This window comes from Geobacillus sp. PLS 41 (assembly GCF_056494105.1).
In genome coordinates, this window is record NZ_CM151395.1 from 225161 (window position 1) to 247153 (window position 21993).

Consider the following 21993-nt stretch of genomic DNA (forward strand, 5'->3'; position numbering starts at 1 on the left):
CTCACTCACCTCGCGAAAGCACATGAATTTCGTAGTTCGGCATTACGAGTTCTCCATCTTCTGCGCGAAGGCAAATCGTCCCCTCTTTGTTCACCACGTTGACAACCCACCCGTTTTCCGTCTTCATTGCTTGCCCCTCGCGCCCCATCGCTTTGGCGATCCAGCCGAGCAGCGTTTTCCGTACGTATGGGGTCACCTCAGGAAGGTCGGCAAGCACGATTTTCCCGTCGGTCACAAATTGCTTCAGCTCGGCTTCCTCGCGCGCTTTTTCTTCCAAATAGCGAAGACGCGCTTCTTCTTTCTCCCGTTCTTTGTCTTCAATCGCCTGCGGCTTTTTCTTTTCCCCATAATGGCGGACGCGCGGTTTCGTCACCCACTCGGCTGGCGGCTCGTCCCATACGTCGCGGTATATGTTGTCTGTCGCCCCGAAATCGGCGACGAGATGTTTCGTATGGAAGCAACCGAACACGACCGCTGACAGGCAGTGCGCCTCTTCAATCGATTCAAGGCGGGAAAACCAACGGGCCAAATGCAAGTAGTCGCCTTTGCGGCTGCGAAAATGGTGATGCCGCTCGCCAAGCCGTTGCACGACGCGCGTCAGGCGGCGAATCGCCTCATTCGTCTGGTATTGCAAAAACGAAAGCTCGCTCTCGCGCCCATCGCGGCCTAAAAACCATTCGCACAGGCTGCGCCACGTCTCCCATTTTTCTTCAATCTGGACAGCGCGCGGCGGCAGCGCATCGGCAAAGCGAGGGATGGACCTCTCATAGTCGACGACATGCTCGATGAACTGCCGAACCCCGTCTTCCGGCAAGTCTTCAAGCAATTGCTCAATCTGCATCGACGTTTTTTGCAAGGCGACGATAAAATCGCGCAAATAAGCAGTAAACTGCTCTTTATAAACGAGAAACGACTCCGATGTCATCCGCTCTTCCAAATTTTCACCGTGCAAATAAGCGATATAGTCGGCGGAATTTTGGATGATTTTTTTGAAATAATCGAACGTCTCTTCCCATACTTGATGCATTTCATCCGGCTGCTCTTGAAAATCAGAGGCGATGATCGTTTCCATGCGAGAAAGAGAGGCATACAAACGGTCAAACCGCGTTCTCTCGAGCGACCCCCCAAATGAATCCCCAAGCTGCTCGAGCGTGCGGATCATCCGTTCGATTTCGACCGTGTACGGGCTGCATTGATAGCGGAACCGCTTTTTCTTAAACTCTTCAATCGTCCGCACGTGAGAAGTCTCTTGACGGGCGATCAAGTTGTTCCATTTGACGAGCTGGTCGAGGTCTTGCTGCAGCTCTTCCTCAGTGTAATCGGCAAACTCCTCGTGCTGCTTTAAAAAGGCGTACACTTCTTCCGGAAACAAATATTGCCGCATCCGCTCGTGCTGAATGTAGAAATAGCGCAAAATCGCCCGGTAGCGGTGCGCGTTTTCCGTCGATAAATATTTTGTTTCGACAATGGGCTTCAACCACGTGGCGTCCATCTCCGTCCACCTTTGCTTCGGTTTTTTCCTATGTTTATTGTAACGATTTTCTCCGCTCTTTTTCTAGCAAAAACCGTTTTCCTATTTTTTCTCGCCATCGGCGCGCGTTTTTTGTAAAATAGAGGGGAAAAGGAGGTGAAACGAATGGAAGCGTTGCTGCGGGAAATTTTGCATGAAGTGAAAGCGACGCGCACGGCGGTCGAGTCGCTCGAGCAGCGGGTTGGCGCCTTGGAGGGACAAGTGGCCAATCTCAATGAAAGAACGGGTGCCCTTGAAGTGCTGGCGGCCAACCTTAATGAACGAACGGGCGCTCTCGAAGCGCAAATGGCCCAGCTCAATGAGCGGACGAGCGCCCTTGAGCAACAATTCACTCAGCTGAACGAGCGGACAAGCAACCTCGAACACCAAGTCGCCCAACTGAGCGAACGCATGGGCACCGTCGAACACCAAGTCGCCCAACTGAACGAACGCATGGGCACCGTCGAACACCAAGTCGCCCAACTGAACGAACAGACGAACACGCTTGCACGGCGAATCGACCTGCTTGATGAGCGCACGAACGAAACGAAGGCGATCGTTGAAGCGCTCCGCCATGGGCAAGAAGTGCTGACCGCCAAATACGAGGCGATGGCGCACGACCTTCATCATATGAAAGGCGACCTCACCCGTATCACATCCATCCTTGAAGACAAAGTGCTGCCTGCCCTCGCCGAACATGAAGCGGGACTCTCTGTTTTAAACGCCCGCGTCTTCAAAACGGAAAGCGCCCTTCATCGCCTTGTTTATGCGTAACTCACATTTCGCACCCTAACAAGGTCAAAACAAAGGATTTTTTATTTAGTTTTTCAGAATAACTTTTTGACCAACACGACGAGCGATGGCTATCCTTTTTTTACCATCGCTGGTCGTTCCGTATGACGTTACACGTAAATGCTCTCATCCAGCCCCAACCCCTGCAGAATCCTTCGTTGTTCAGGGGTGAGGGAGCGATCCAGTGAGCGTTGGATGCGTCCATCCGGCAGCTCCAGGAGGACGACGTTCACATATTGAAACAGCTGGAAAATCGCCTGCCCCGTCGGTCGGGTCAGCTTGCGGCCTCCGGCGCCCTTTAATGGGTGTTCGGGTGTGATGAACTGGCGCACCCGGCGCTGAAAGACGCGGTAAATGGCCAAGGCCAAGAGAAACAAATAGCCCAATACCGCAACTCGTTCTGGCTTTTTGACATAGATCTCATCCGTGAAAAAAGGGTCTTTCAAAAAAGCGAAGTTCATTTCCACCGAGATCTGCCCTTTATATAGCTTCAAGATCTCTTGGGCATCCATTTGTTGGCCCTTCCATTCCTCCGGAACGGTCGTGACGAGGACAAACCGGGACGCTTTCCGTCTTGCCTGTTCCCACGCGTTTGGGTCGAATTCGACGTCAAGGCGCAAGAGATACCGCGTCTCCATCTCGGGTTCCGCCCCTTTTTTCGGCCGTCCGCGCCGTTTTTTCGGGCGTACGATCTCTTCGACCGCGGCCTTGACCTGATGAAACCGTGGGCGAAGGGACGTCTTGAGGGACGCCAAGGCTTGTTCAGCGTCTTCCCGGCACGAGAAAGGGTGGCGCTCCCAATGGGCTTGTTCCTCGCGAAGAAGCTCCGCTTCTTTGGTTCGTTCTTTTTCGAGCGTCTTTCCTTTTCGCTGGTCGAGCGCACTCGATTCGACGACGATCAGCCGAACGGGGTGGCCTTCATAGGTGGAGGATGTTTCCCATACCCGGTACGTGGCGCCGTTTCTCTCCGCCAGCGTAAAGGGGTCGCTCCACGGGATGTGGGCCGAATCGGCCTCCGCGAATGCCCGTTTGACGATGCGGAGCGACGAAGGGCCTCGGGTGATCAAAAAGGCGTTGACCGCTTTGGTTTGCGCCAGAGTGTCTTTTGTCATCGCGGCGGAATCGGCCACATAAATCCATTCGTCTTCAATCTTGGCTTGTTTGAGCTGTTCGTGGACACGGGACAGCACCTCCGGATTCCACGTTTTGTCAGGCAGGTTGCCGTCGTGCACATCGCCGTAAAACGGGATGCCGTCCTCGTTGCCGACCAGTCCGAAGCCGATCTGTTTTTGCCAACGATGATGGCGGTTATAGCCATGTGTGATCTGCAAAGCCTCTAATGAGGCCGATTCATACGCGCCGTAAACCGTCTTGTCCGTCGTATCGGCGTGAAAGGCTCGGAGGGAAAGGCCTTCTTTGCGATAAATGTGAATCAAGCAAGTGCTGATCACCTTGTGAATATCGGCCTCATACAAGCGGTCGAGATGACGAGCCAAGGCATCGTCGTTCAACCAGGAAGGATGGAGACCGGGACGGATGAGTTTCTCTAGATCGATCTCCTGAGCCCATCGTTCCACGTGAACGAGGGCTTGCCGGCCGTCAAACATATTGTAGATGATGGCCTGAACGGCATCGCTGACTCGAGTCTGGCACTGTGGATCAACGGGAACGAGATGGTCAATCAATTGGGGCAGGCCCAGTTTCTTGAATAGGGCACTTATTATATTCAAATAATAATTGCGATAGACCTTTTTGACTTGAACGTTCATGAGAGAAAAACTCCTTCACTTTCCTTGTATGTCAAGGATTCATTCGACGATGGACACAAAAAATCCTCCCGATTTTCGTTGGGAGGGTGCGAAATGTGAGGCGTAACACGTTCCCCACAGAGAAATGTTCAACACCTATTCCCTTTTCACTAGGCAGCCGTGAGCTGCCTTTTTTGTTCGAGTGTTTATCGATTAGCCTTCACCTTGACCATTTGCCAAGGCGCCGGCCTTCTCGCGGCAAGTGGTAGCATCACCCCGCACTCTCGATGAACGGCGCGGGTCATGCCTGGCTGGCGCATCGATGGATGAACACGAGGCTTATGCAAACATCTCGAATTCGGAGCATCTAGGAGGATTCGCAAGCATTCCCGAGCATTTTTCAGGATCAAGGAGGAGAGAACGCTCATCGCCGCGAGAGCAAGCGAGAAGCAAACATATCGGCCGATACCAAATTTGCCAGCCGCACCCAAATTACGGTATCCTTTGTTTGTGACGCTTTTTCACCTCCCTCCGCGTCCTTTTGCTGCTTTTTTTATCCCCGTTCATTTGTATGATATCAGCTGAAAAAGAAGGAGGAATTGTGTTGCGAAAATGGATGATGACTTTGCTCGCTGTCGGGCTTGTATTTGGACTAGCGGCCTGCAGCGGAACGAGTGATGCGAAAGGAAAAATTGTTATCAGTGGGAAGAAGTTTACCGAGCAAGTTATTTTGACGCATTTACTGGCGGAGTATGTGAAGGCCAACACCGATTTGGACGTGGAAGTGAAGGACAGTCTAGGCGGCGCGTTTATGCTCCAGCAGGCCATTGAAAATGGCGATGTCGACATGTATGTCGAGTACACGGGGACAGGGTATTTAAACATTTTAAAACAGCCGTACGATCCTAAAAAGACGCCCGAACAAATTTACAACGAAACAAAGAAATTATATAAGGAAAAATACAACATCGCTTGGCTCAAACCACTCGGGTTTAACAACACCTACGCCTTGGCCATGCGCAGAGACTTGGCGGAAAAGCTCGGGGTAAAAACGTACTCCGATTTGGCGAAACATTCGTCTTCCCTCACCTTTGGGTCAGACGCCGAGTTTTTTGAGCGAAGCGACGGCTATGACGGGCTTGTTGATACGTACGGGTTTCAGTTCAAGAAAAAAGTGACGATCGACCCAGACTTGCAATACGAAGCAGCGAAAAATGGAGAGATTGACGTCATCACCGCCTACACGACCGATGCCCGGATAAAAAAATATGATTTGGTCGTATTGAAAGATGACAAACAGTACTTCCCGCCGTACCACGCCGTGCCGATCATCCGCCAGGAAGTGTTGGATGCCAACCCGGATCTCGAAGAAAAACTGAACAAGTTGGCCAACATTTTGACCGATGAAAAAATGATGGAACTAAACGGCGAAGTGAACTTGGAAGGAAAACGGCCGCGTGAAGTGGCGATTGACTTCTTAAAAGCGGAAGGACTGATCGACTAGAAAGCGAGGAATTTGGATGATTCGATTTGAAAACGTCACGAAACAGTATGAGGACGGCTTTGTCGCCTTAAAAAATATCAATCTTGAAATTCGCAAAGGCGAGCTTGTCGCCCTCATCGGGCCGAGCGGCTGCGGGAAAACGACGACAATGCGGATGATCAACCGCTTGATCGAGCCGACATCAGGCAAAGTGTACATCGATGGGCAAGACATTTCCCAGCTTGACCCGGTTGAGCTGCGGCGCAACATCGGCTACGTCATCCAGCAAATCGGGCTGTTTCCGCATATGACGATCGCAGAAAACATCGCACTTGTGCCGAAACTAAAAAAGTGGGAAAAACACGCCTATGAAAAACGGGTTGACGAATTGCTTGAGCTCGTCGGATTGGATCCAGCGACATTCAAGCATCGCTATCCGTCGGAGCTCAGCGGCGGGCAACAGCAGCGCGTCGGCGTCGTTCGCGCGTTGGCCGCAGAACCGGATATCATTTTGATGGATGAGCCGTTCAGCGCTCTTGACCCGATCAGCCGCGAACAGCTGCAAGATGACATCGTCCGCTTGCAAGAGGAGATTCACAAAACGATCGTCTTTGTCACCCATGATATGGATGAAGCCATTAAAATCGCCGATCGGATTGCGCTCATGAAAGACGGGGAAATCGTCCAGTTTGCGACGCCGGACCAAATGCTTCGGCGGCCGGCGAACTCCTTTGTCCGCGAGTTTATTGGTGAAGACCGGCTGCGGATCCGCCATACGGCCGTGCCGACGGCGGAGGATTTAATGTCGGCTGACGTCGCGACGATCTCGCCGCGGCGCGGCTTGGCCGAAGCGTTCCGATTGATGAAAGCGAAAAAGGTCGACAGTTTGGTCGTCGTCGATAAAAAGCAGGTCTTTCTCGGCATCGTCACCTTAAAACAAATCGAACAGCGCTACCAAGAAGAACATTTATTAGTCGCCGACATCGCCGACTACGATGTGACGACGTTGTCGAAAGAAGCGGACGTCACCAACGTCGCCGCCCTGTTCCAAGACCCGGATGTGCGCATCATTCCGGTGTTGGACGGCGACCGGCTCGTCGGCGGGATCACGCGCTCGAGCATGATGCGCGCACTCGCGGAGTGGACGTTCCAGCAACATGCCTAATGCCAACGAAGACGGGCGAATGGGGGCTTGAAAAAACGATGCCGCCCCGTTTCTTGTCATCTAGCCAGAAACGTTGCCGCGGCCGTCGCCCCGCCTGAATCACACGTCTCATTTTGAAAAGACAAGGCCGCTCCAAGCGGGCTTGCCGATGGGATTCGTTCCGCTAGTGAACCAAAACCTTTTCAAGTTTTCGGTCTCAGCCCATGACCAAGCGGCAGCCACCCGCTGCCGCTTTTCCGCCAAGGAGGGATACGATGGAATTATTGCAGACGTTTATCGAACGAAAGAATGATATTTGGATCGCCTTTCAAGAACATGTGCTCTTATCCGCCATCGCTATGAGCATTGCGATCGTCATAGCCGTGCCGCTCGGTGTGGTGTTGACGCGGTATCGCAAACTCGCCGAGCCGATTATCGGCATTGCCGCCATCATCCAAACGATTCCGAGCTTGGCGTTGCTTGGGTTTATGCTGCCGATTTTCGGCATCGGCAAACTGCCGGCGATTATCGCCTTGACGCTTTATGCCCTATTGCCGATTTTGCGTAACACGTACACGGGCATTCTCGGCGTTGACCCGACGCTCGTTGACGCCGGACGAGGGATGGGGATGACATCGCGGCAAATTTTATGGATGGTCGAGCTTCCCCTCTCGCTTCCCGTCATTATGGCCGGCGTGCGCACCGCGACGGTGCTGACGATCGGCGTCGCCGCCTTAGCGACGTTTATCGGCGCCGGCGGGCTTGGCGACTTGATCGACCGCGGTCTGCGCATCGCCGACAAAAACTTAATTTTAGCCGGCGCCATCCCAGCCGCCATGTTGGCGATTGTGTTTGACTGGCTGCTGCGCAAAGTGGAAAAGAAAGTGACGCCCAAGGGGCTGTAATCAGCCCTTTGGCGCCACCCCAACAAGAATTTGAACACCACTCTCCCCTGCTTACTCGCCCCGGAGCGGGCGAGAATATTTATATAGATATAACCCCTGACGTTCGTATTAATCAAAATGAATGCTTGTCAATGATTATTTGAGTAAGGATACAAAACGGAGGAAGTTCAGTCCAGTTTTTGCTGCCATAAATAAGATTTGAAAATCATTGTGGGTTGGGTGATTCCCACCCCACAAATGATATGTTTTGTTCATTAGTCAACCGCCTCCCACTCCCTATGTACGAACTACAACATCCCCCTTGACCATTCTGTTTCCTCACCACATGTGACATCAGCTTAACCGCTCAAATCCATCGATATTTCCAATCATTTTCATTCACTGATCAATGAAGAACGCTGATCACGGCAACAGCAAACGATAAACCAAGGTACGAAGCCCAATCTGTAAAAAACATCATCCATGTGCTCATTTTCTTATAAAAACATTACATTGAGCCATTAATATGAAACACAGCACGGATATCGCCATCGCTCCTTTCGCTAATGCCAGCTAAAAGCAACATCACCACCCAATTTTCTATATATAGGAGGAGAATGAACATGGGAGAGTATATGTTAGAGACCCATCATGTAACTCACATTTCGCACCCTCTCGACGAAAATCGGGAGGATTTTTTCGTTCCGATGTCGAATGAATCCTTGACACACAAGGAACGTAAAGGAGTTTTTCTCTTATGAACGTTCAAGTCAAAAAGGTCTATCGCAATCATTATTTGAATATAATAAGTGCCCTATTCAAGAAACTGGGCCTGCCCCAATTGATTGACCATCTCGTTCCCGTTGATCCACAGTGCCAGACTCGAGTCAGCGATGCCGTTCAGGCCATCATCTACAATATGTTTGACGGCCGGCAAGCCCTCGTTCACGTGGAACGATGGGCTCAGGAGATCGATCTAGAGAAACTCATCCGTCCCGGTCTCCATCCTTCCTGGTTGAACGACGATGCCTTGGCTCGTCATCTCGACCGCTTGTATGAGGCCGATATTCACAAGGTGATCAGCACTTGCTTGATTCACATTTATCGCAAAGAAGGCCTTTCCCTCCGAGCCTTTCACGCCGATACGACGGACAAGACGGTTTACGGCGCGTATGAATCGGCCTCATTAGAGGCTTTGCAGATCACACATGGCTACAACCGCCATCATCGTTGGCAAAAACAGATCGGTTTCGGACTGGTCGGCAACGAGGACGGCATCCCGTTTTACGGCGATGTGCACGATGGCAACCTGCCCGATAAAACATGGAATCCCGAGGTGCTGTCTCGTGTCCATGAACAGCTGAAGCAGGCCAAAATCGAAGACGAATGGATTTACGTGGCCGATTCCGCCGCGATGACGAAAGAGACCCTGGCGCAAACCAAAGCGGCCAACGCCTTTTTGATCACCAGAGGCCCTTCGTCGCTCCGGATCGTGAAAACCGCGCTGGCCGAAGCGGATGCTGAGGACACGACGTGGAGCGATCCCTTTACGTTGGCGGAGAGAAACGGCGCCACGTACCGGGTATGGGAAACGGCCTCGACGTATGAAGGCCACCCCGTTCGGCTGATCGTTGTTGAATCGAGCGCGCTCGACCAGCGAAAAGGAAAGACGCTTGAAAAAGAACGAACCAAAGAAGCGGAGCTTCTTCGCGAGGAACAAGCCCGTTGGGAGCGTCACCCCTTCTCCTGCCGGGAAGATGCCGAACAAGCCTTGGCGTCCCTCAAGGCGTCCCTTCGCCCCCGGTTTCATCGGGTTGAGGCCGCGGTCGAAGAGATCGTACGCCTGAAAAAACGGCGCGGACGGCCGAAAAAAGGGGCGGAACCCGAGGTGGAGACGCTGTATTTCTTGCACCTTGACGTCGAATTCGACCAAGACGCGTGGGAACAGGCGAGACGGAAAGCGTCCCGGTTTGTCCTCGTCACGACCGTTCCGAAGGAATGGAAGGGCCAACCCATGGATGCCCAAGAGATCTTGAAGCTGTATAAAGGGCAGATCTCGGTGGAAATGAACTTCGCTTTTTTGAAAGATCCGTTTTTCACGGATGAGATTTACGTCAAAAAACCAGAACGGGTCGCAGTATTAGGCTATTTGTTTCTGTTGGCCTTGGCGATTTACCGCGTTTTTCAGCGCCGAGTGCGTCAGTTTATTACTCCAGAACACCCGTTGAAGGGTCCTGGAGGCCGCAAGCTGACCCGGCCGACGGGACAGGCGATTTTTCAGCTGTTTCAATATGTGAACGTCGTCCTGTTCAAGCTGCCGGATGGGCGCATCCAACGCTCACTGGATCGCTCCCTTACCCCTGATCAGCGAAGGATTCTGCAGGGATTGGGCATGGATGAGAGCATCTACGTGTAACGTGATACGGAACGACCAGCGATGGTAAAAAAAGGATTGCCATCGCTCGTTGTGTTGGTCAAAAAGTTATTCTGAAAAACTAAATAAAAAATCCTTTGTTTTGACCTTGTTAGGGTGCGAAATGTGAGATGTAAGCAAAGCGTTTGGGAAACAACTCGTCGTAGATGATGTATCCATTAAAGTCAAGAAACAGACGGTTTATGGATTGCTCGGACCAAATGGAGCCGGAAAGTCAACCCTTTTAAAAATGCTGACAGGGCTTTTGCGTCCTACGAAAGGGGAAATCATGATCAACGGCCATCCTTGGAGCAGAAAAGACTTAAAAGATATCGGTGTGCTGATCGAATCCCCTGCTCTTTACGGCAATCTAACGGCTCATGAAAACTTGCTTGTTCACGCTAAATTGCTTCATTTGCCTGAGTCGCGGATCCAAGAAGTTTTGAACATCGTCGGCTTAGAAAATACAGGGAAAAAGAAAGCATCTCAATTTTCCCTCGGAATGAAACAGCGATTAGGAATTGCCAAAGCGCTTTTAAACCATCCAAAGCTGCTCATTCTCGACGAACCAACAAACGGCTTGGACCCATTAGGCATACAGGACTTGCGAAAACTCATTCAATCGTTTACCGAAAACGGGATCACCGTCATTCTATCGAGCCATATTTTGTCCGAAGTTAAGCAATTAGCCGATTATATTGGCATTATCCAAAACGGAAAACTCAGGTACGAAGGGAAAATAGACGAAAGCCAAGATCTCGAAAAACTCTTTGTCGATGTAGTGAACGAGTAATGAAGGAGGATGGAAATCATGCTCAATATGTTCGAGTCAGAACGTTTAAAATATAAGCGGACGTTTGCGAAAAAACTTGTATTCATCGCTCCGCTTTTCTTTGTCCTGTACGCCATCATCACCATGCCAACTATAAATTCCACACACAATTATTTTGAATATGCCGTATTTAATTGGTGGCCATTGATTTTTGTTCCGATTGGAACAGCCTTGATCGCTTCCTTGTCAACGGTAAGGGAGAAAAAGTCAGGAAACGATAAAGTGTTGCGTTGTCACGACATTAGCATCGTGCGTCTATGGTGGAGCAAAATCACCGTCATCGCCTATTACATGTTGCTCTCAACAATAGAGCTGATCATCTTACTTGTTTTATTGAAATGGCTTTTTCCCAACAGCCTCTCATCAGCTACGGTCGCCGTATTCGCCAGCTTGGTCATTTGGTTGACCTCTTTAGCCTATATCCCGATCGGATTATTTGTGGCCGAGCGGTTCGGGATGGTAGTCTCGATCATTGTCAGTGTCATTGGCCTCGCCTTAGGGGTAGTCATGGCCGCACAACCGTATTGGCTGTTCATCCCATGGAGCTGGGGAATGAGGATGATGTGCCCGATCGTCGGGGTTCATCCGAACGGTGTTCCTTTGGAAAAAGGGAGTCCGCTATTGGATCCTTCTGTCATTCCAATAGGCCTGGCGATCGCCCTTGTCATGTTTCTATTGTTATCTTTTTTAACCGCCGTTTGGTTTGCGCGAAAGGAAGTGTATTGACATGTCGTTTCTTCGCCTTCTGTCATCCGAATGGATAAAAACAAAACGCACAGCGATTCGGATGATGGTCATCATCACGCCAATCATTTATTCTCTCTTTATGGTATGGTATTTTTCGCACTACCGTACCTCTACGTTTTGGCAGATGAAAATCTATCAAGGATTTTTTGAAGTAATGGCCGTTTCCTTACCGATCATTATCTCCCTACTGACTGGGCTGATGTCCTATCAAGAAGAAAAAGCAGGAAGTTTCATGAACATCTTGACCGGTCCTGTATCCAAAGTTCAATGGTATGTTGGCAAACTCACGCTGCTCATCTTTATTGCATGCGCGGACATCTTGCTAGCGACGATTCTCATGCTCTTTGGAATGAAATACGTACTCAAAGTGGCGCACATTCATTATCAGTTATTTTTGCAAGGAGCCATGCTCTCCATCGTGGGCTCACTCATCCTTTTTTCTTTGCATCTGTTCATCAGCTTTGCCTTTGGAATGGGAGCCTCGATCGCAGTAGGAAGCGGCGGATTTCTCATTTCTGCCCTGATTGGCGCAACTTCCTTAGGTGATCACGTATGGAGCTATATTCCTTGGGCTTGGGCTGTTCGTCTCTCACAATTTCCGATTCTTATGATGCCCGAAGTAAAGCAAACCTTGGGGGCGCAGTTATTAAGTTCCTTTTCGCTATCATTATGGGAAGGAATAGCCTATGCCCTTCTAAGCTTCATCATCGTCACCATCATCGGTTCGATCTGGTTTCATCGTTGGGAAGGAAATCAACCACATGAATGAAAGTTCACTGCTCCCTCTCAATGGGATGGTAAAAAAGGAGGTTTCAGAGTAACGATGAAAAACTCTATCTTACTCCTCATGTTGATTGGAATCCTCTTTATAGCAGGTTGTTCACTTGTCAGTAACTTAAAAAAGACAGCCACACAAAATATGGAGATCGATCGGAAATTACCAAAATACGAGTTGAACAAAGAAAATTTGCAAGAAATTCACTATCAAGGCCGAACGTACATGATTCAAGCAGCAAAAGTCGATCGGAATCAATTGAACAAACCGATCGGGAAAGTAGCGGAGACGATTACCATCAATGAGCATCATCAAATCTTGAGTAAAAAAGAGCTGCGAAAGATCGAAGTCATTCCCGATCAAACGGATGAAAAACGAACTCACTTGAACTTTGGCTGGGTATACAGCATCAAAGGCGTAAACCCAGATGAAGAAGTAGCTGTTACGGTGAACCACCAATTTTTGATTGCTAAAAGAAAATAAAGGCTTAGAGACTGTCAGCTAGGGAAAGAGAAATTCCTCCCTAGCTGCATTCTCCACTCTCGATAACGGCGGAAAGCCCATAAGATTGGATGATTAATCAGATAGCTCCTTAATATAAAATTCAACCGTCGCTCCACCTTTTTCATTGTTGTAGGCCCAAATTTCACCGCCATGATGATTCACAATTCTTTTAGCAATATACAGTCCTAATCCAACATGATTTTTATACTGCTTATCCTGGTAAAAAGGCTGGAACAACAAAGACGTATCGTTTTCTTTAAATCCCGTTCCTGTATCTGAACAGCGAAAATAGATTTTACACTCATTCCCCTCTTTTTCATCATGTACTTCCAACTTAATTTCTCCGCTTTTTGTAAACCTCAGGCTGTTGTATAAAATATTGTCCAACACTCTCATTAACATCGCTTCATCAAGTATGTAAGATGATTTTTGCAAATTCACATCAAAGCAAATGTTTATCGATTTTTGATGGTAAACCATTGTTGAGATCTCTAGTTTTTTCTCCTCAAGGATTTGCCTTACATCCACTTCTTTTCCATTCAATGAGAAGTGGTCATTCTCCACTTTATAGAGCAACGACAAATTATCTGTCAACATGGTCATCTTCCCACAGTTTTTGCGAATAATCTCTAAATGGGGAGTGACATCAAAGTGGTCCAACTTTCTCAAATCTTGAATCAAATCAATTTGTCCTTGGATGACCGTTAACGGGGTTCTGATATCATGTGCGATCGATGATACCATCATTTTTCGTTCGTCATCGGTCTTTGCTAAACGTTCCACCATTTCTTTCAGTGCACTGATCATGGTATTAAAGGAATCCTGGATCTTGATAAACTCTTTTCTTTTCAACCCCGAGACTTGAAAATCAAAATTCCCGCTTGCAATGTGATCAGAAGCCTGGAGCAACAATTTGACATTATGAAACAATGATTTGTACAGCCTAGATGTAAAGAAAATCAAATAGACAATAAAAAAGATCAACGGAGAAATAAACATCACAGCATAAATCAACACGGCTTCCAAGCGATTTTGATTGTTAATGATGAACCCAAAAGGCGCTTTCAACACATATACCGCCTGAATGGCGTTATCATGCTTCAGGGGAATGAACCGATACACATAGCTTCCTTTTACAATCTCACGGTTGATCGATTGACTAATATCTACTTGATCGTCTATAATTTCTCGATCACCATACAGATGCTTACCGCTGATGTCTACAACTTCTCCCTGTATCTTTTCACTGTAACGATGAATGGGAATTAATCTCCCCTTGAAAATCGCCTCTTCGTTTTCTTTCACCTTTTTTTCAATCAAATCCAAATCCTTCACGAAATAATTGGTCGGTTTCACCACATCGTTCGTGGTTAATGTCATAATCAAATAGATTACGCATAAATAGGTAACGGCCGAAGAGATCACTGTTGCCAACACTACCTTCACAACCAACAAGTAAAAATCTCGTTTGATTGTTTTATCGTTTTTCATTGCTCACATCCCATTTATAGCCGAGCCCATATAATGTTTGAATATAAGAGGTTTCTGGATCGACGTCCTTGATTTTTTTTCGAATATTTTTGATGCTTTCTGTAACCGTGTCTAACTGGCTGTCGGAGTCAATCCCCCATACTCGTTCAAAGATTCTTTCTTTGGAGAAAACGACCTTTTTATTGAGCATCAACAACTTCACAATCTCATATTCTTTTTTTGTTAACGGTAATTTCTTTCCTTTACAAAAGACTTCATTAGCCAAAAGATCAATCGTAATATTTTTAGAACTCAAAAGATATCTCTCGTTTGAACGAATCCGTTCTTCCCTTCTTAAATGAGAATCAATTCTCGCCTTTAACTCCTTTAAGCTGAACGGCTTGGTGATGTAGTCATCCCCACCGATCGCCAGAGCTTGAACCTTATCTTCCTCCAGCGTTTTAGCACTAACAAATACAATAGGGTAATCAACCCGATCACGAATGATTGTACACAGCTCCATTCCGTCAATTCCTTCCATCATGATATCCAACACAATCAAATCAAAATCGTCGTTTATCATCTTCAACGCTTCTACACCGCTGTGGACCGTTTCTACCTGATAATGATGAAGCTCCAAATATTGTTTAATGGTGCAGCAAATATCTTCATCATCATCAACGACCAAAATTTTCTTGTTATTCATCTTTTGATCCCCCATACAGTTGAATCGCATTTTAACCTATTCCATCCCCATATCATGGGGTAATCTCATAACACCGTTGCGTTGTTCATAGGTGCAATGTGAAGCTTTACTCTTTGTTGCTTTTTACTAAAAAATGCGCACGTCTTGAGTGACGCCCGGGTGAAAGACACCTCTTGTCTATGAACCTTTTCCAACATATTTGATCGATGACCGGTTGATCGAACAACACCCTTTTTAGGGAGTTGTTCGACCGATCGGTACGCCAAGGTATGATGGAGCCCCCTCTGCGGCTTGCCTCTAACCATCGATCAGTCGGCTTTTCCATTGTATATAAACAACATTTAAACTTCAGATAATAAAAATGCACAATCCCAAGGCGTTTTTTTCGAGTTTTGTATAGCTAATATCGTCAATAAAATTCCCGCTGTTCCATCGATTAGTCCCACATAATCATAATATTTCGTGCTTCCTTCGCTCTCCTCAATATTTTTAAAGCCAAAAGGGAATTCCTCATTATAAAATTTTATTATATCATCGACTAATTTGCAGGCGGCTTCCTTAAAATCGCTGATATTCGTTTCTTCATAAAATCTGTTGCATATATACGCAACTCCCGATAAACCATGACAGAAGGAAGGAGAAAAAATGTTGTAAAGCCGTTTGCTTGCCAGTTTCATTCCGCTGACAGCACAATCAATGTATGATTGATTATTTAGAGTTTTACCTGCTATAAGTAACGAATAAGCAACACCAGGCGTGCCATAACACCAGGCATCCCTTGTATCTTTGTTTAGGACAGAGCCATTTTTGTATTCCTCTAGAGAAACATGAGTCCCCCAATAAGAGCCATTTTCATCTTTAATTTGAAACTTCATAAGAAAATCAGCTATTCTTTGAATGCATTCATCTTGCCCATCTACGTAAATATTCAGTTTTTTAGCATTGCACAAGACAATGAGTAAAGCAGGTATACCGTGAGACAACCCAATGTTAAAGAAACCCGATGGCCATTTTCTCCTTTCAGTGTCTGAAAAAGCATTCTTTGGGGGAATATACCAGCCAGGAACGTTGATATCCTCCATTTGTTTATCTTGAGATAAATCTATAATGTATTTTAAGATTAACGTAATACTTTTTTTCATCTCTTGCGGAAATAATAGGCAGTAGCTCGCTATACCCGCTACTCCCGAAATAGCATCGTAATCGTCCATATTCGGATACGGTTTCTGTTTCAAATACTCGATCATTTCTCCGATTCTTTCTTCGATGGCTTGATTAATCGTTGAGATAAAGTTTTGATACCTTTTTCCTCCCTTGGATAAACATACTGCAGCAAGGCCGATCCCTGCCAATCCGGTAAACATGGATAAAGAAGGGAAGCCGTGTTGATTCATTTGTTCACCGATTTTTTTGATGTATTGATGCCCTAATAAATCCCAACCTTCATCCGGATATTGTTCGCCCAATTCGCCGTACAGCGCACATAAGGCTGGTAACCCATGGCTTAAACTTAACTCATTAAACGGATTTATCGTCTTGTTTCCAATTTTAATATAATTACTTGGGTGATTGACGATTCGCTTCATATTCTCATAATCCGACAATTTTTTCGCAAGATTACAAACCAGCGCTTTCATTGAGATGCTCATACTCCTCCTCGTTTTTCAAAGCTTCCAATTCATACATTCTTCTGTATAACTCATTCGTAGCTAACAATTCCCAATGCGTACCTATACCGACAATTTCACCATCATTCATTACTACGATTTTATCGGCAAGCTTAGCTGTTGATAGACGATGTGAGATAAAGATACCAATTTTATCTTTTGTCATATTGATAAACATATCAATGACTTCTTTCTCGGAAATGGGATCCAGTGCCGAGCTAGGTTCATCCAATATATATACGGATGCATCCCGAAATAACGCCCTAGCAATCGCTACTTTTTGCCACTGTCCTCCCGAAAGCTGAACACCGTCGACAAACCATAAACCAAGCTGAGTATCTAAATCCTCGATAAAATTTACTCTCGCCCTCTCCATGGCTTGTTTTAATTCTCCGTCACGATCAATGCGCGTAATATCGCCAAACCCCACGTTTTCCCTTAATTTCAATTCATACTTCACAAAATCTTGGAACAACACGGCAATGTTTTTTCTCAATTGTTCCGTATCCAAATCATTGATGGACACACCATTATAAAAAATGCTATCCTCATCGTGTTCATACAATTTCAATAAAAGTTTTATAAGGGTGCTTTTTCCTGATCCATTTGCACCGACGATGGCTATTCTTTCCCCTTTGTTGATGTCGAGGTTAATATTTTTCAATACTACTTTTGGTTTCGTTGGATAACGAAACGTTAAATTTCTTATCTTAATATTTTCGATTTTGTCTATCCCTGATACGAATCGATCTCCTTTGTCCAATACTTCTTCGTCTAACCCCAAAAATTCAAACAGTTGGTTGATATATAAATTGTTTTTATACAGGGAATGGATGATATTCAATATTTTCTTAGAGTTGCTAGAAATTAAGTTCAAGGCCTGAATAAGCCCTACGACGTGACCTATAAGGATTTCACCTGCCAACGCCGAAATGATGATGATAACAAGTACGGTATTGATACATATTTGTTCAACGAGCTCAAAAATAAATGTAAAAACCGTTCTTCTTTTAAAAAGATGGATATCCTGCTCGACGAACGTTTTGTTGATTTCTTTAAATTTGTTCAAAATATAGCCTGCCAAGTTATATATTTTGACTTCTTTGAACGTGTTGTCTCTTGTCATTAGGTAAGACAAATACCATGATTTCCTTTTTTCCGGTGCACGCAACCAACTAACATTAAACTCTCTTTGGCCAATCTTGAAAAAATAAAAAGAAAAAACGAGTGGTATGAAGATTAATATAATCAACACCCACGGTTTCCAATGGATCAGAATCATCATCGATGAAAAAAAGGTTACAATCGCCGATATTGCACCTAATATGGATAAAAACACTTCAAATGGTTTATACGGCGTTTCATTCTGTACTCTTTGCAACATATCATAAACTTCGGCATCCTCAAAATGCTGTAAAGACAATCTTGTACACTTGTCCATGATTTGCAAATTAAGTTTGTAGTTGATGAGAGTTTGAAACTTATTTTGGTAATATTCCATGAAACTGCTGATGATCTCGCTGAGTAAAACAGCAGAAATATAAAAGATCAATGCCGATATAATAATATGAATATTTTGGGACCCGATTGCATTCAACAAGTTTTGCGAACCGAGCAATGTAACAATCGGTGCGCCTCCCATTAATAAGCTTAAGAAAATAATGATAAAAAAACTTTGTTTGTCGACGTTCTTTATAAGAACAAGCGTCTTGGGAACTATCCTTATTGATTTCACAATATCTTTGATAGTAACGTGATCATCATACTCTTTTATATTCATAACATTTTCAATCCCCGCATGCTAAAATGAGATCTTCTTCCCGTCATAAAAGTTTTTTCACCTGAATACACAAAAGAGAGCTTGTCGAGCTTTTGTTGAAAAAAGTCCAAGTCGTGGGTCCATTATATATCGTCTCCCCAATGCTTGGACAAATGGATAACATCTTTAATTTTTTAACACTAATCCATGAGCTTTAATATACTTTAATGCATATAACGTATGGGCAACTAATGTACGGATTTTCTTTTCAAATTCTCGATCAATGCCGAATAGCCTGTTACAGTGTAAATGAATCACACTGTCTAAAATAGATAATTCAGAAGAAGCTTCGAGACCGTCCTGGATCTTGCTTGCATACTCTTTTATGCTTCTGTTTCTTTGGTTCAAAACGTTTAATAATAACATCCCCTCATCAGTGTCTCTTAACCCTTGCCAATCATTATCCGTATTACAAACTTTCATGTAAACAGATCGATTCTTTTGAAAATCTTCACGATAGTCTTGTTTGTTGACTTGCTGTTGCAAGAAATCCAATTGACTTTCATAATTTAGGCCGAACTGTTCCATATAATGAATGATGGAAACCATTCCGATCACTTCATCGCTAAATTGAATATGTTTCAAACGTTTTAACTTTAATATGTCCTCTACTACTATGCTATCGAAGAAAAATAAGTTTTCTGCAAGATCGATCAATTCTGTTCCACCATAACGCTCAATTTCTCTTTCATAGCAGTCGATGGAAAAACGACTCACCACTCTTTTGTCGATTAACGTTCGCAGCCATTGTTTCATATCCGGATAAATCTGCAGAAGTTTCTCTTCACTGGCATTCAGCCTTAATCTTATATGTTGCTCCGGGTCGGCATACCGTATAAAGAAATACTTTTCAATTTCTCCTTTAGCCAATTTTTCGCGACAATATTCTGAAAGATAAAAGGCGATGAAATCATCCGCTCTAGAATGGACCCCGTACAATTTTAAATAAAGCCAATTTTCAAAAGGCAACTTGACTCTTATATCTGAAAAACTTGGGATATGATTTGATTTTTTCGCTTTGGCATACCATTGACGATTTTCTTGTTTTACTTTCACTAGCGGAATGACCAATTCACAAACATACTCTTTTTCGGCATCATCTTTAACTAAATGAAGATCAGCCTCTTCATAAGAACTTAGAATAATGTTTCCGTATCTATTGTTAAATTCGTGATGAAGAATTCTTAAACAATTTTCATCCTCTGTATTCAACAAAATCCGATTATCTGCAAAAGTCAAATAAACATATTTCGGCACATCGTAATCAGAACAAAATTTTTTAAAGCGTTTTTCAAATTCCGTAAAACTAATTTTGTCGTTTGTTTTAATAATCTTATTGATCACCCATTTTCGCGGTGCTATGACGAAATTTTTGTATTCAATTGCCGGTATGTAAGCATAGTCTTGAAAGATTGTATCCCAAGGGAAATTACACCAAATTTTTTTGCCATCTAAGCTTATATCATACAAAAAACGAATCGCATTCGGGGCATTTTGGGTATTCAACATATTATTCATAGTAATAATCAACTTTTTATTTAGTGTTTTGCTTTTGGCATAAAACATATCGTTCTCTATGCCGATCAAAATATCATTTAAGCTCAATCGATGATATTCATCTTTGCTGTTGTTAGTAAACAACGCAAGTTCGTATTCGCTGTTATGAATATTTCTTGTCACATTGGCATGTCTCGTTTCATTTGGCAAATAAACAAGCTCACAAGTTACATACTCGCCACTATCATTATTCAAGTTCAACATTTCTTTATTTAACGTTTCGAAGAGTTTCTCTTCCCCTTCCATCATATAAGAAAACCTTCCAAAACTTTTCCCCGCATGGGTCGATCCTAAATTAGGACCAATATAGTATTTGAAATGATTGTGCTCAAGATCTTGTTCCGAGTCACATTTTATAATGACGTTAATGTCTAATGAATCCGGGATGCTTTGGTAATCATAATCATCTAGACCCAATTCTTTTATCTCGTCTTCTGTTATTGTTATACTTTTTTTGTCTTTAACCGCCTCGATATATTTATGAAGAAAATATTCTCTTAACTGCTCATCAATCAATTGATGGGGTACACCTACAGCGAGTCTTGCGTTTTTCGGGTTTGTATAATCCATAGGTGCTCCTATACCAAGATCATTATCAAGCATTTCTAGTAAAGGAACTTCTCTGTCCACCCCATATTTTTCGATAAATTCTTGCTTGTACCTCGAAAGTGGAGAATCTGTTTGTTGATAGGTCATCGAAAAAGGTAGAAGTATGTGCATTAGTTCATTTACATCTTTTATCACTTGCTTGTTCAGTTTCTTTTCTTGTAAGTTTAACTTCATATCAACTTGTAACACATTTTTGGTATCGGCTAACTTTTTCATTTTTTTATGTAACTCTTTATATATTTGCTCCCCTTCTCCTAACGGAGTCATGGTATATGTGCGAATCTTTTGTTGAATATCAATTAATTCGTTACTCCACTCTTCTATATGGCTTTCTTTCAATCGCTTTATCAGATAATCAAGCTGATCCATTACTGTTAATGGTGGGCGGAGATTGGAAATTAAAAATTCGTTTTCTATTAGTTGCTTGAGAAAACGTTCAATTTTTTCCTCACTCGTATTTGGAAATTGTTTTATTAATTCTTTTTTTAATGTTTGGTAATGGATCAAGTGACGAGCTAATTCACACGTGATTTTAAAAGGAAGGGTGACTCTGACGCTGATTTCATTGACTCGCTTGTCATCGTCTTTTCGTGTCGAATGTAGTAAATATGCCCGTTCTCCTTTTAAAAATATACTGTCATTCACCGTGAACCATAATTGCTCATATTGTTCTTGTTCCAATTTCTTTACAATCTTCATCAGCCATTCTAAATCTGGCCTAGCAAATTTCTTATATTTATTCGTTCCATATCTTATTGATGTATTTTCATCCGTGTATTCACCAAAGTCTACTCCTGCAAAAAGACCAAATGGCGTTGGTCTCGTGCTAATTCTTATCAAATACTTATAAATGGCTTTGATAAAATAATCGTATTTTTTTATTTCCTTGCCGTTGCAAAAATCAATCATTTTATTATATAAACTTTTACTCGCTACTAAGATACTCTCTCTAAATACAGGGTTATGACAAATTTCCAACAGACGCTCTTTCATTTCTCCCTCAGTCAATTTTTGATCAAAAAATCTTAAATAGTTGTCTACTGATAAAACCGGTGTTCGAATCATAAACGTATCGATGTTTTTAAAGATAAGATCTTTCATAAATCAAGCCTCCAACTCAATGATTCTCAATCTTCCGTAAATTGCGTGACTCTTTTTACAAGATCTGCACCCAATTACAGTGCTGAATTTGTCCTGAACCACGTTGCAAAGTAGGTATGGAGGGACCTGTATTCATGATTTGAGTGATTTCTTCCGAATGTTAACTGTCCTACAGCCGGATAAAATGTTTCTCGATTTTTTGACATTGACTGAATTCGTATTCTTTAGTTGA

At 44.4% G+C, this 21993-nt stretch carries 15 protein-coding genes and 1 pseudogene; 9 read left to right on the top strand and 7 right to left on the bottom strand.

Annotated features, from left to right (window positions below):
- Position 1: 1 nt before the first annotated feature.
- Positions 2 to 1492, bottom strand: a complete 1491-nt coding sequence (locus tag ACVX3G_RS00985) for a TIGR02677 family protein (protein ID WP_014194802.1) — start codon at positions 1490 to 1492, stop codon at positions 2 to 4.
- Positions 1493 to 1636: 144 nt separating this feature from the next.
- Between ACVX3G_RS00985 and ACVX3G_RS00990 the strand changes: the two genes are divergently transcribed.
- On the top strand, positions 1637 to 2284 hold the full coding sequence (locus ACVX3G_RS00990) for a hypothetical protein (protein ID WP_014194801.1): 648 nt from the start codon (positions 1637 to 1639) through the stop codon (positions 2282 to 2284).
- 128 nt (positions 2285 to 2412) lie between these two features.
- On the opposite strand, the gene ACVX3G_RS00995 is transcribed toward ACVX3G_RS00990, so the two are convergent.
- Positions 2413 to 4071 carry an IS1634 family transposase gene (locus ACVX3G_RS00995; protein ID WP_014194800.1) on the bottom strand — a complete coding sequence of 553 codons (1659 nt, stop codon included), beginning with the start codon at positions 4069 to 4071 and terminating at the stop codon, positions 2413 to 2415.
- A 580-nt stretch (positions 4072 to 4651) separates the two neighbouring features.
- Here ACVX3G_RS00995 and ACVX3G_RS01000 point away from each other — a divergent pair.
- From ACVX3G_RS01000 to ACVX3G_RS01035, 8 genes and pseudogenes are all read left to right on the top strand, one after another.
- On the top strand, positions 4652 to 5554 hold the full coding sequence (locus ACVX3G_RS01000) for a glycine betaine ABC transporter substrate-binding protein (protein WP_014194799.1): 903 nt from the start codon (positions 4652 to 4654) through the stop codon (positions 5552 to 5554).
- 16 nt (positions 5555 to 5570) lie between these two features.
- The gene (locus ACVX3G_RS01005; RefSeq protein ID WP_011229819.1) at positions 5571 to 6698 is read left to right on the top strand and encodes a betaine/proline/choline family ABC transporter ATP-binding protein; all 1128 of its coding nucleotides are present in this window, start codon (positions 5571 to 5573) and stop codon (positions 6696 to 6698) included.
- Between the two features lie 254 nt (positions 6699 to 6952).
- Positions 6953 to 7582 carry an ABC transporter permease gene (locus tag ACVX3G_RS01010; RefSeq protein WP_011229818.1) on the top strand — a complete coding sequence of 210 codons (630 nt, stop codon included), beginning with the start codon at positions 6953 to 6955 and terminating at the stop codon, positions 7580 to 7582.
- 736 nt (positions 7583 to 8318) lie between these two features.
- Positions 8319 to 9977, top strand: coding sequence for an IS1634 family transposase (locus tag ACVX3G_RS01015; protein WP_014194949.1), 1659 nt, complete (start codon positions 8319 to 8321; stop codon positions 9975 to 9977).
- A 130-nt stretch (positions 9978 to 10107) separates the two neighbouring features.
- Positions 10108 to 10767, top strand: a pseudogene (locus tag ACVX3G_RS01020) (lantibiotic protection ABC transporter ATP-binding protein); the annotation flags it as partial.
- Positions 10768 to 10785: 18 nt separating this feature from the next.
- Positions 10786 to 11532, top strand: a complete 747-nt coding sequence (locus ACVX3G_RS01025) for a lantibiotic immunity ABC transporter MutE/EpiE family permease subunit (protein ID WP_008881432.1) — start codon at positions 10786 to 10788, stop codon at positions 11530 to 11532.
- Between the two features lies 1 nt (position 11533).
- Positions 11534 to 12322, top strand: a complete 789-nt coding sequence (locus tag ACVX3G_RS01030; protein ID WP_004888811.1) for a lantibiotic immunity ABC transporter MutG family permease subunit — start codon at positions 11534 to 11536, stop codon at positions 12320 to 12322.
- A gap of 54 nt (positions 12323 to 12376) precedes the next feature.
- The gene (locus tag ACVX3G_RS01035) at positions 12377 to 12811 is read left to right on the top strand and encodes a NisI/SpaI family lantibiotic immunity lipoprotein (protein ID WP_025039376.1); all 435 of its coding nucleotides are present in this window, start codon (positions 12377 to 12379) and stop codon (positions 12809 to 12811) included.
- 93 nt (positions 12812 to 12904) lie between these two features.
- Here the strand turns inward: ACVX3G_RS01035 and ACVX3G_RS01040 are convergent, their stop codons facing one another.
- The 5 genes from ACVX3G_RS01040 to ACVX3G_RS01060 all read right to left on the bottom strand — a co-directional run bounded on the left by ACVX3G_RS01040 (position 12905) and on the right by ACVX3G_RS01060 (position 21761).
- A complete protein-coding gene (locus ACVX3G_RS01040) occupies positions 12905 to 14323 on the bottom strand; it encodes a HAMP domain-containing sensor histidine kinase (RefSeq protein ID WP_014194795.1) in 1419 nt (472 codons plus the stop codon).
- A complete protein-coding gene (locus ACVX3G_RS01045; protein ID WP_004888808.1) occupies positions 14310 to 15008 on the bottom strand; it encodes a response regulator transcription factor in 699 nt (232 codons plus the stop codon). Before ACVX3G_RS01045 ends, ACVX3G_RS01040 begins: the two co-directional genes overlap by 14 nt.
- Positions 15009 to 15349: 341 nt before the next feature.
- A complete protein-coding gene (locus ACVX3G_RS01050) occupies positions 15350 to 16645 on the bottom strand; it encodes a lanthionine synthetase C family protein (protein ID WP_014194793.1) in 1296 nt (431 codons plus the stop codon).
- Complete coding sequence (locus ACVX3G_RS01055) at positions 16626 to 18455, bottom strand: ABC transporter ATP-binding protein (protein ID WP_025038888.1); 1830 nt, start codon at positions 18453 to 18455, stop codon at positions 16626 to 16628. The genes ACVX3G_RS01050 and ACVX3G_RS01055 overlap by 20 nt, the downstream gene beginning before the upstream one ends.
- 165 nt (positions 18456 to 18620) lie before the next feature.
- Complete coding sequence (locus tag ACVX3G_RS01060; RefSeq protein ID WP_014194788.1) at positions 18621 to 21761, bottom strand: lantibiotic dehydratase; 3141 nt, start codon at positions 21759 to 21761, stop codon at positions 18621 to 18623.
- Between the last annotated feature and the right edge of the window lie 232 nt (positions 21762 to 21993).

What these genes read in the sequence shown, in the direction of transcription:
- ACVX3G_RS00985 (WP_014194802.1), bottom strand. Translation starts at nt 1,492, where the DNA reads ATGGACGCCACGTGGTTGAAGCCCATTGTCGAAACAAAATATTTATCG.
- ACVX3G_RS00990 (WP_014194801.1), top strand. Translation starts at nt 1,637, where the DNA reads ATGGAAGCGTTGCTGCGGGAAATTTTGCATGAAGTGAAAGCGACGCGC.
- ACVX3G_RS00995 (WP_014194800.1), bottom strand. Translation starts at nt 4,071, where the DNA reads ATGAACGTTCAAGTCAAAAAGGTCTATCGCAATTATTATTTGAATATA.
- ACVX3G_RS01005 (WP_011229819.1), top strand. Translation starts at nt 5,571, where the DNA reads ATGATTCGATTTGAAAACGTCACGAAACAGTATGAGGACGGCTTTGTC.
- ACVX3G_RS01010 (WP_011229818.1), top strand. Translation starts at nt 6,953, where the DNA reads ATGGAATTATTGCAGACGTTTATCGAACGAAAGAATGATATTTGGATC.
- ACVX3G_RS01015 (WP_014194949.1), top strand. Translation starts at nt 8,319, where the DNA reads ATGAACGTTCAAGTCAAAAAGGTCTATCGCAATCATTATTTGAATATA.
- ACVX3G_RS01025 (WP_008881432.1), top strand. Translation starts at nt 10,786, where the DNA reads ATGCTCAATATGTTCGAGTCAGAACGTTTAAAATATAAGCGGACGTTT.
- ACVX3G_RS01030 (WP_004888811.1), top strand. Translation starts at nt 11,534, where the DNA reads ATGTCGTTTCTTCGCCTTCTGTCATCCGAATGGATAAAAACAAAACGC.
- ACVX3G_RS01035 (WP_025039376.1), top strand. Translation starts at nt 12,377, where the DNA reads ATGAAAAACTCTATCTTACTCCTCATGTTGATTGGAATCCTCTTTATA.
- ACVX3G_RS01040 (WP_014194795.1), bottom strand. Translation starts at nt 14,323, where the DNA reads ATGAAAAACGATAAAACAATCAAACGAGATTTTTACTTGTTGGTTGTG.
- ACVX3G_RS01045 (WP_004888808.1), bottom strand. Translation starts at nt 15,008, where the DNA reads ATGAATAACAAGAAAATTTTGGTCGTTGATGATGATGAAGATATTTGC.
- ACVX3G_RS01050 (WP_014194793.1), bottom strand. Translation starts at nt 16,645, where the DNA reads ATGAAAGCGCTGGTTTGTAATCTTGCGAAAAAATTGTCGGATTATGAG.
- ACVX3G_RS01055 (WP_025038888.1), bottom strand. Translation starts at nt 18,455, where the DNA reads ATGAATATAAAAGAGTATGATGATCACGTTACTATCAAAGATATTGTG.
- ACVX3G_RS01060 (WP_014194788.1), bottom strand. Translation starts at nt 21,761, where the DNA reads ATGAAAGATCTTATCTTTAAAAACATCGATACGTTTATGATTCGAACA.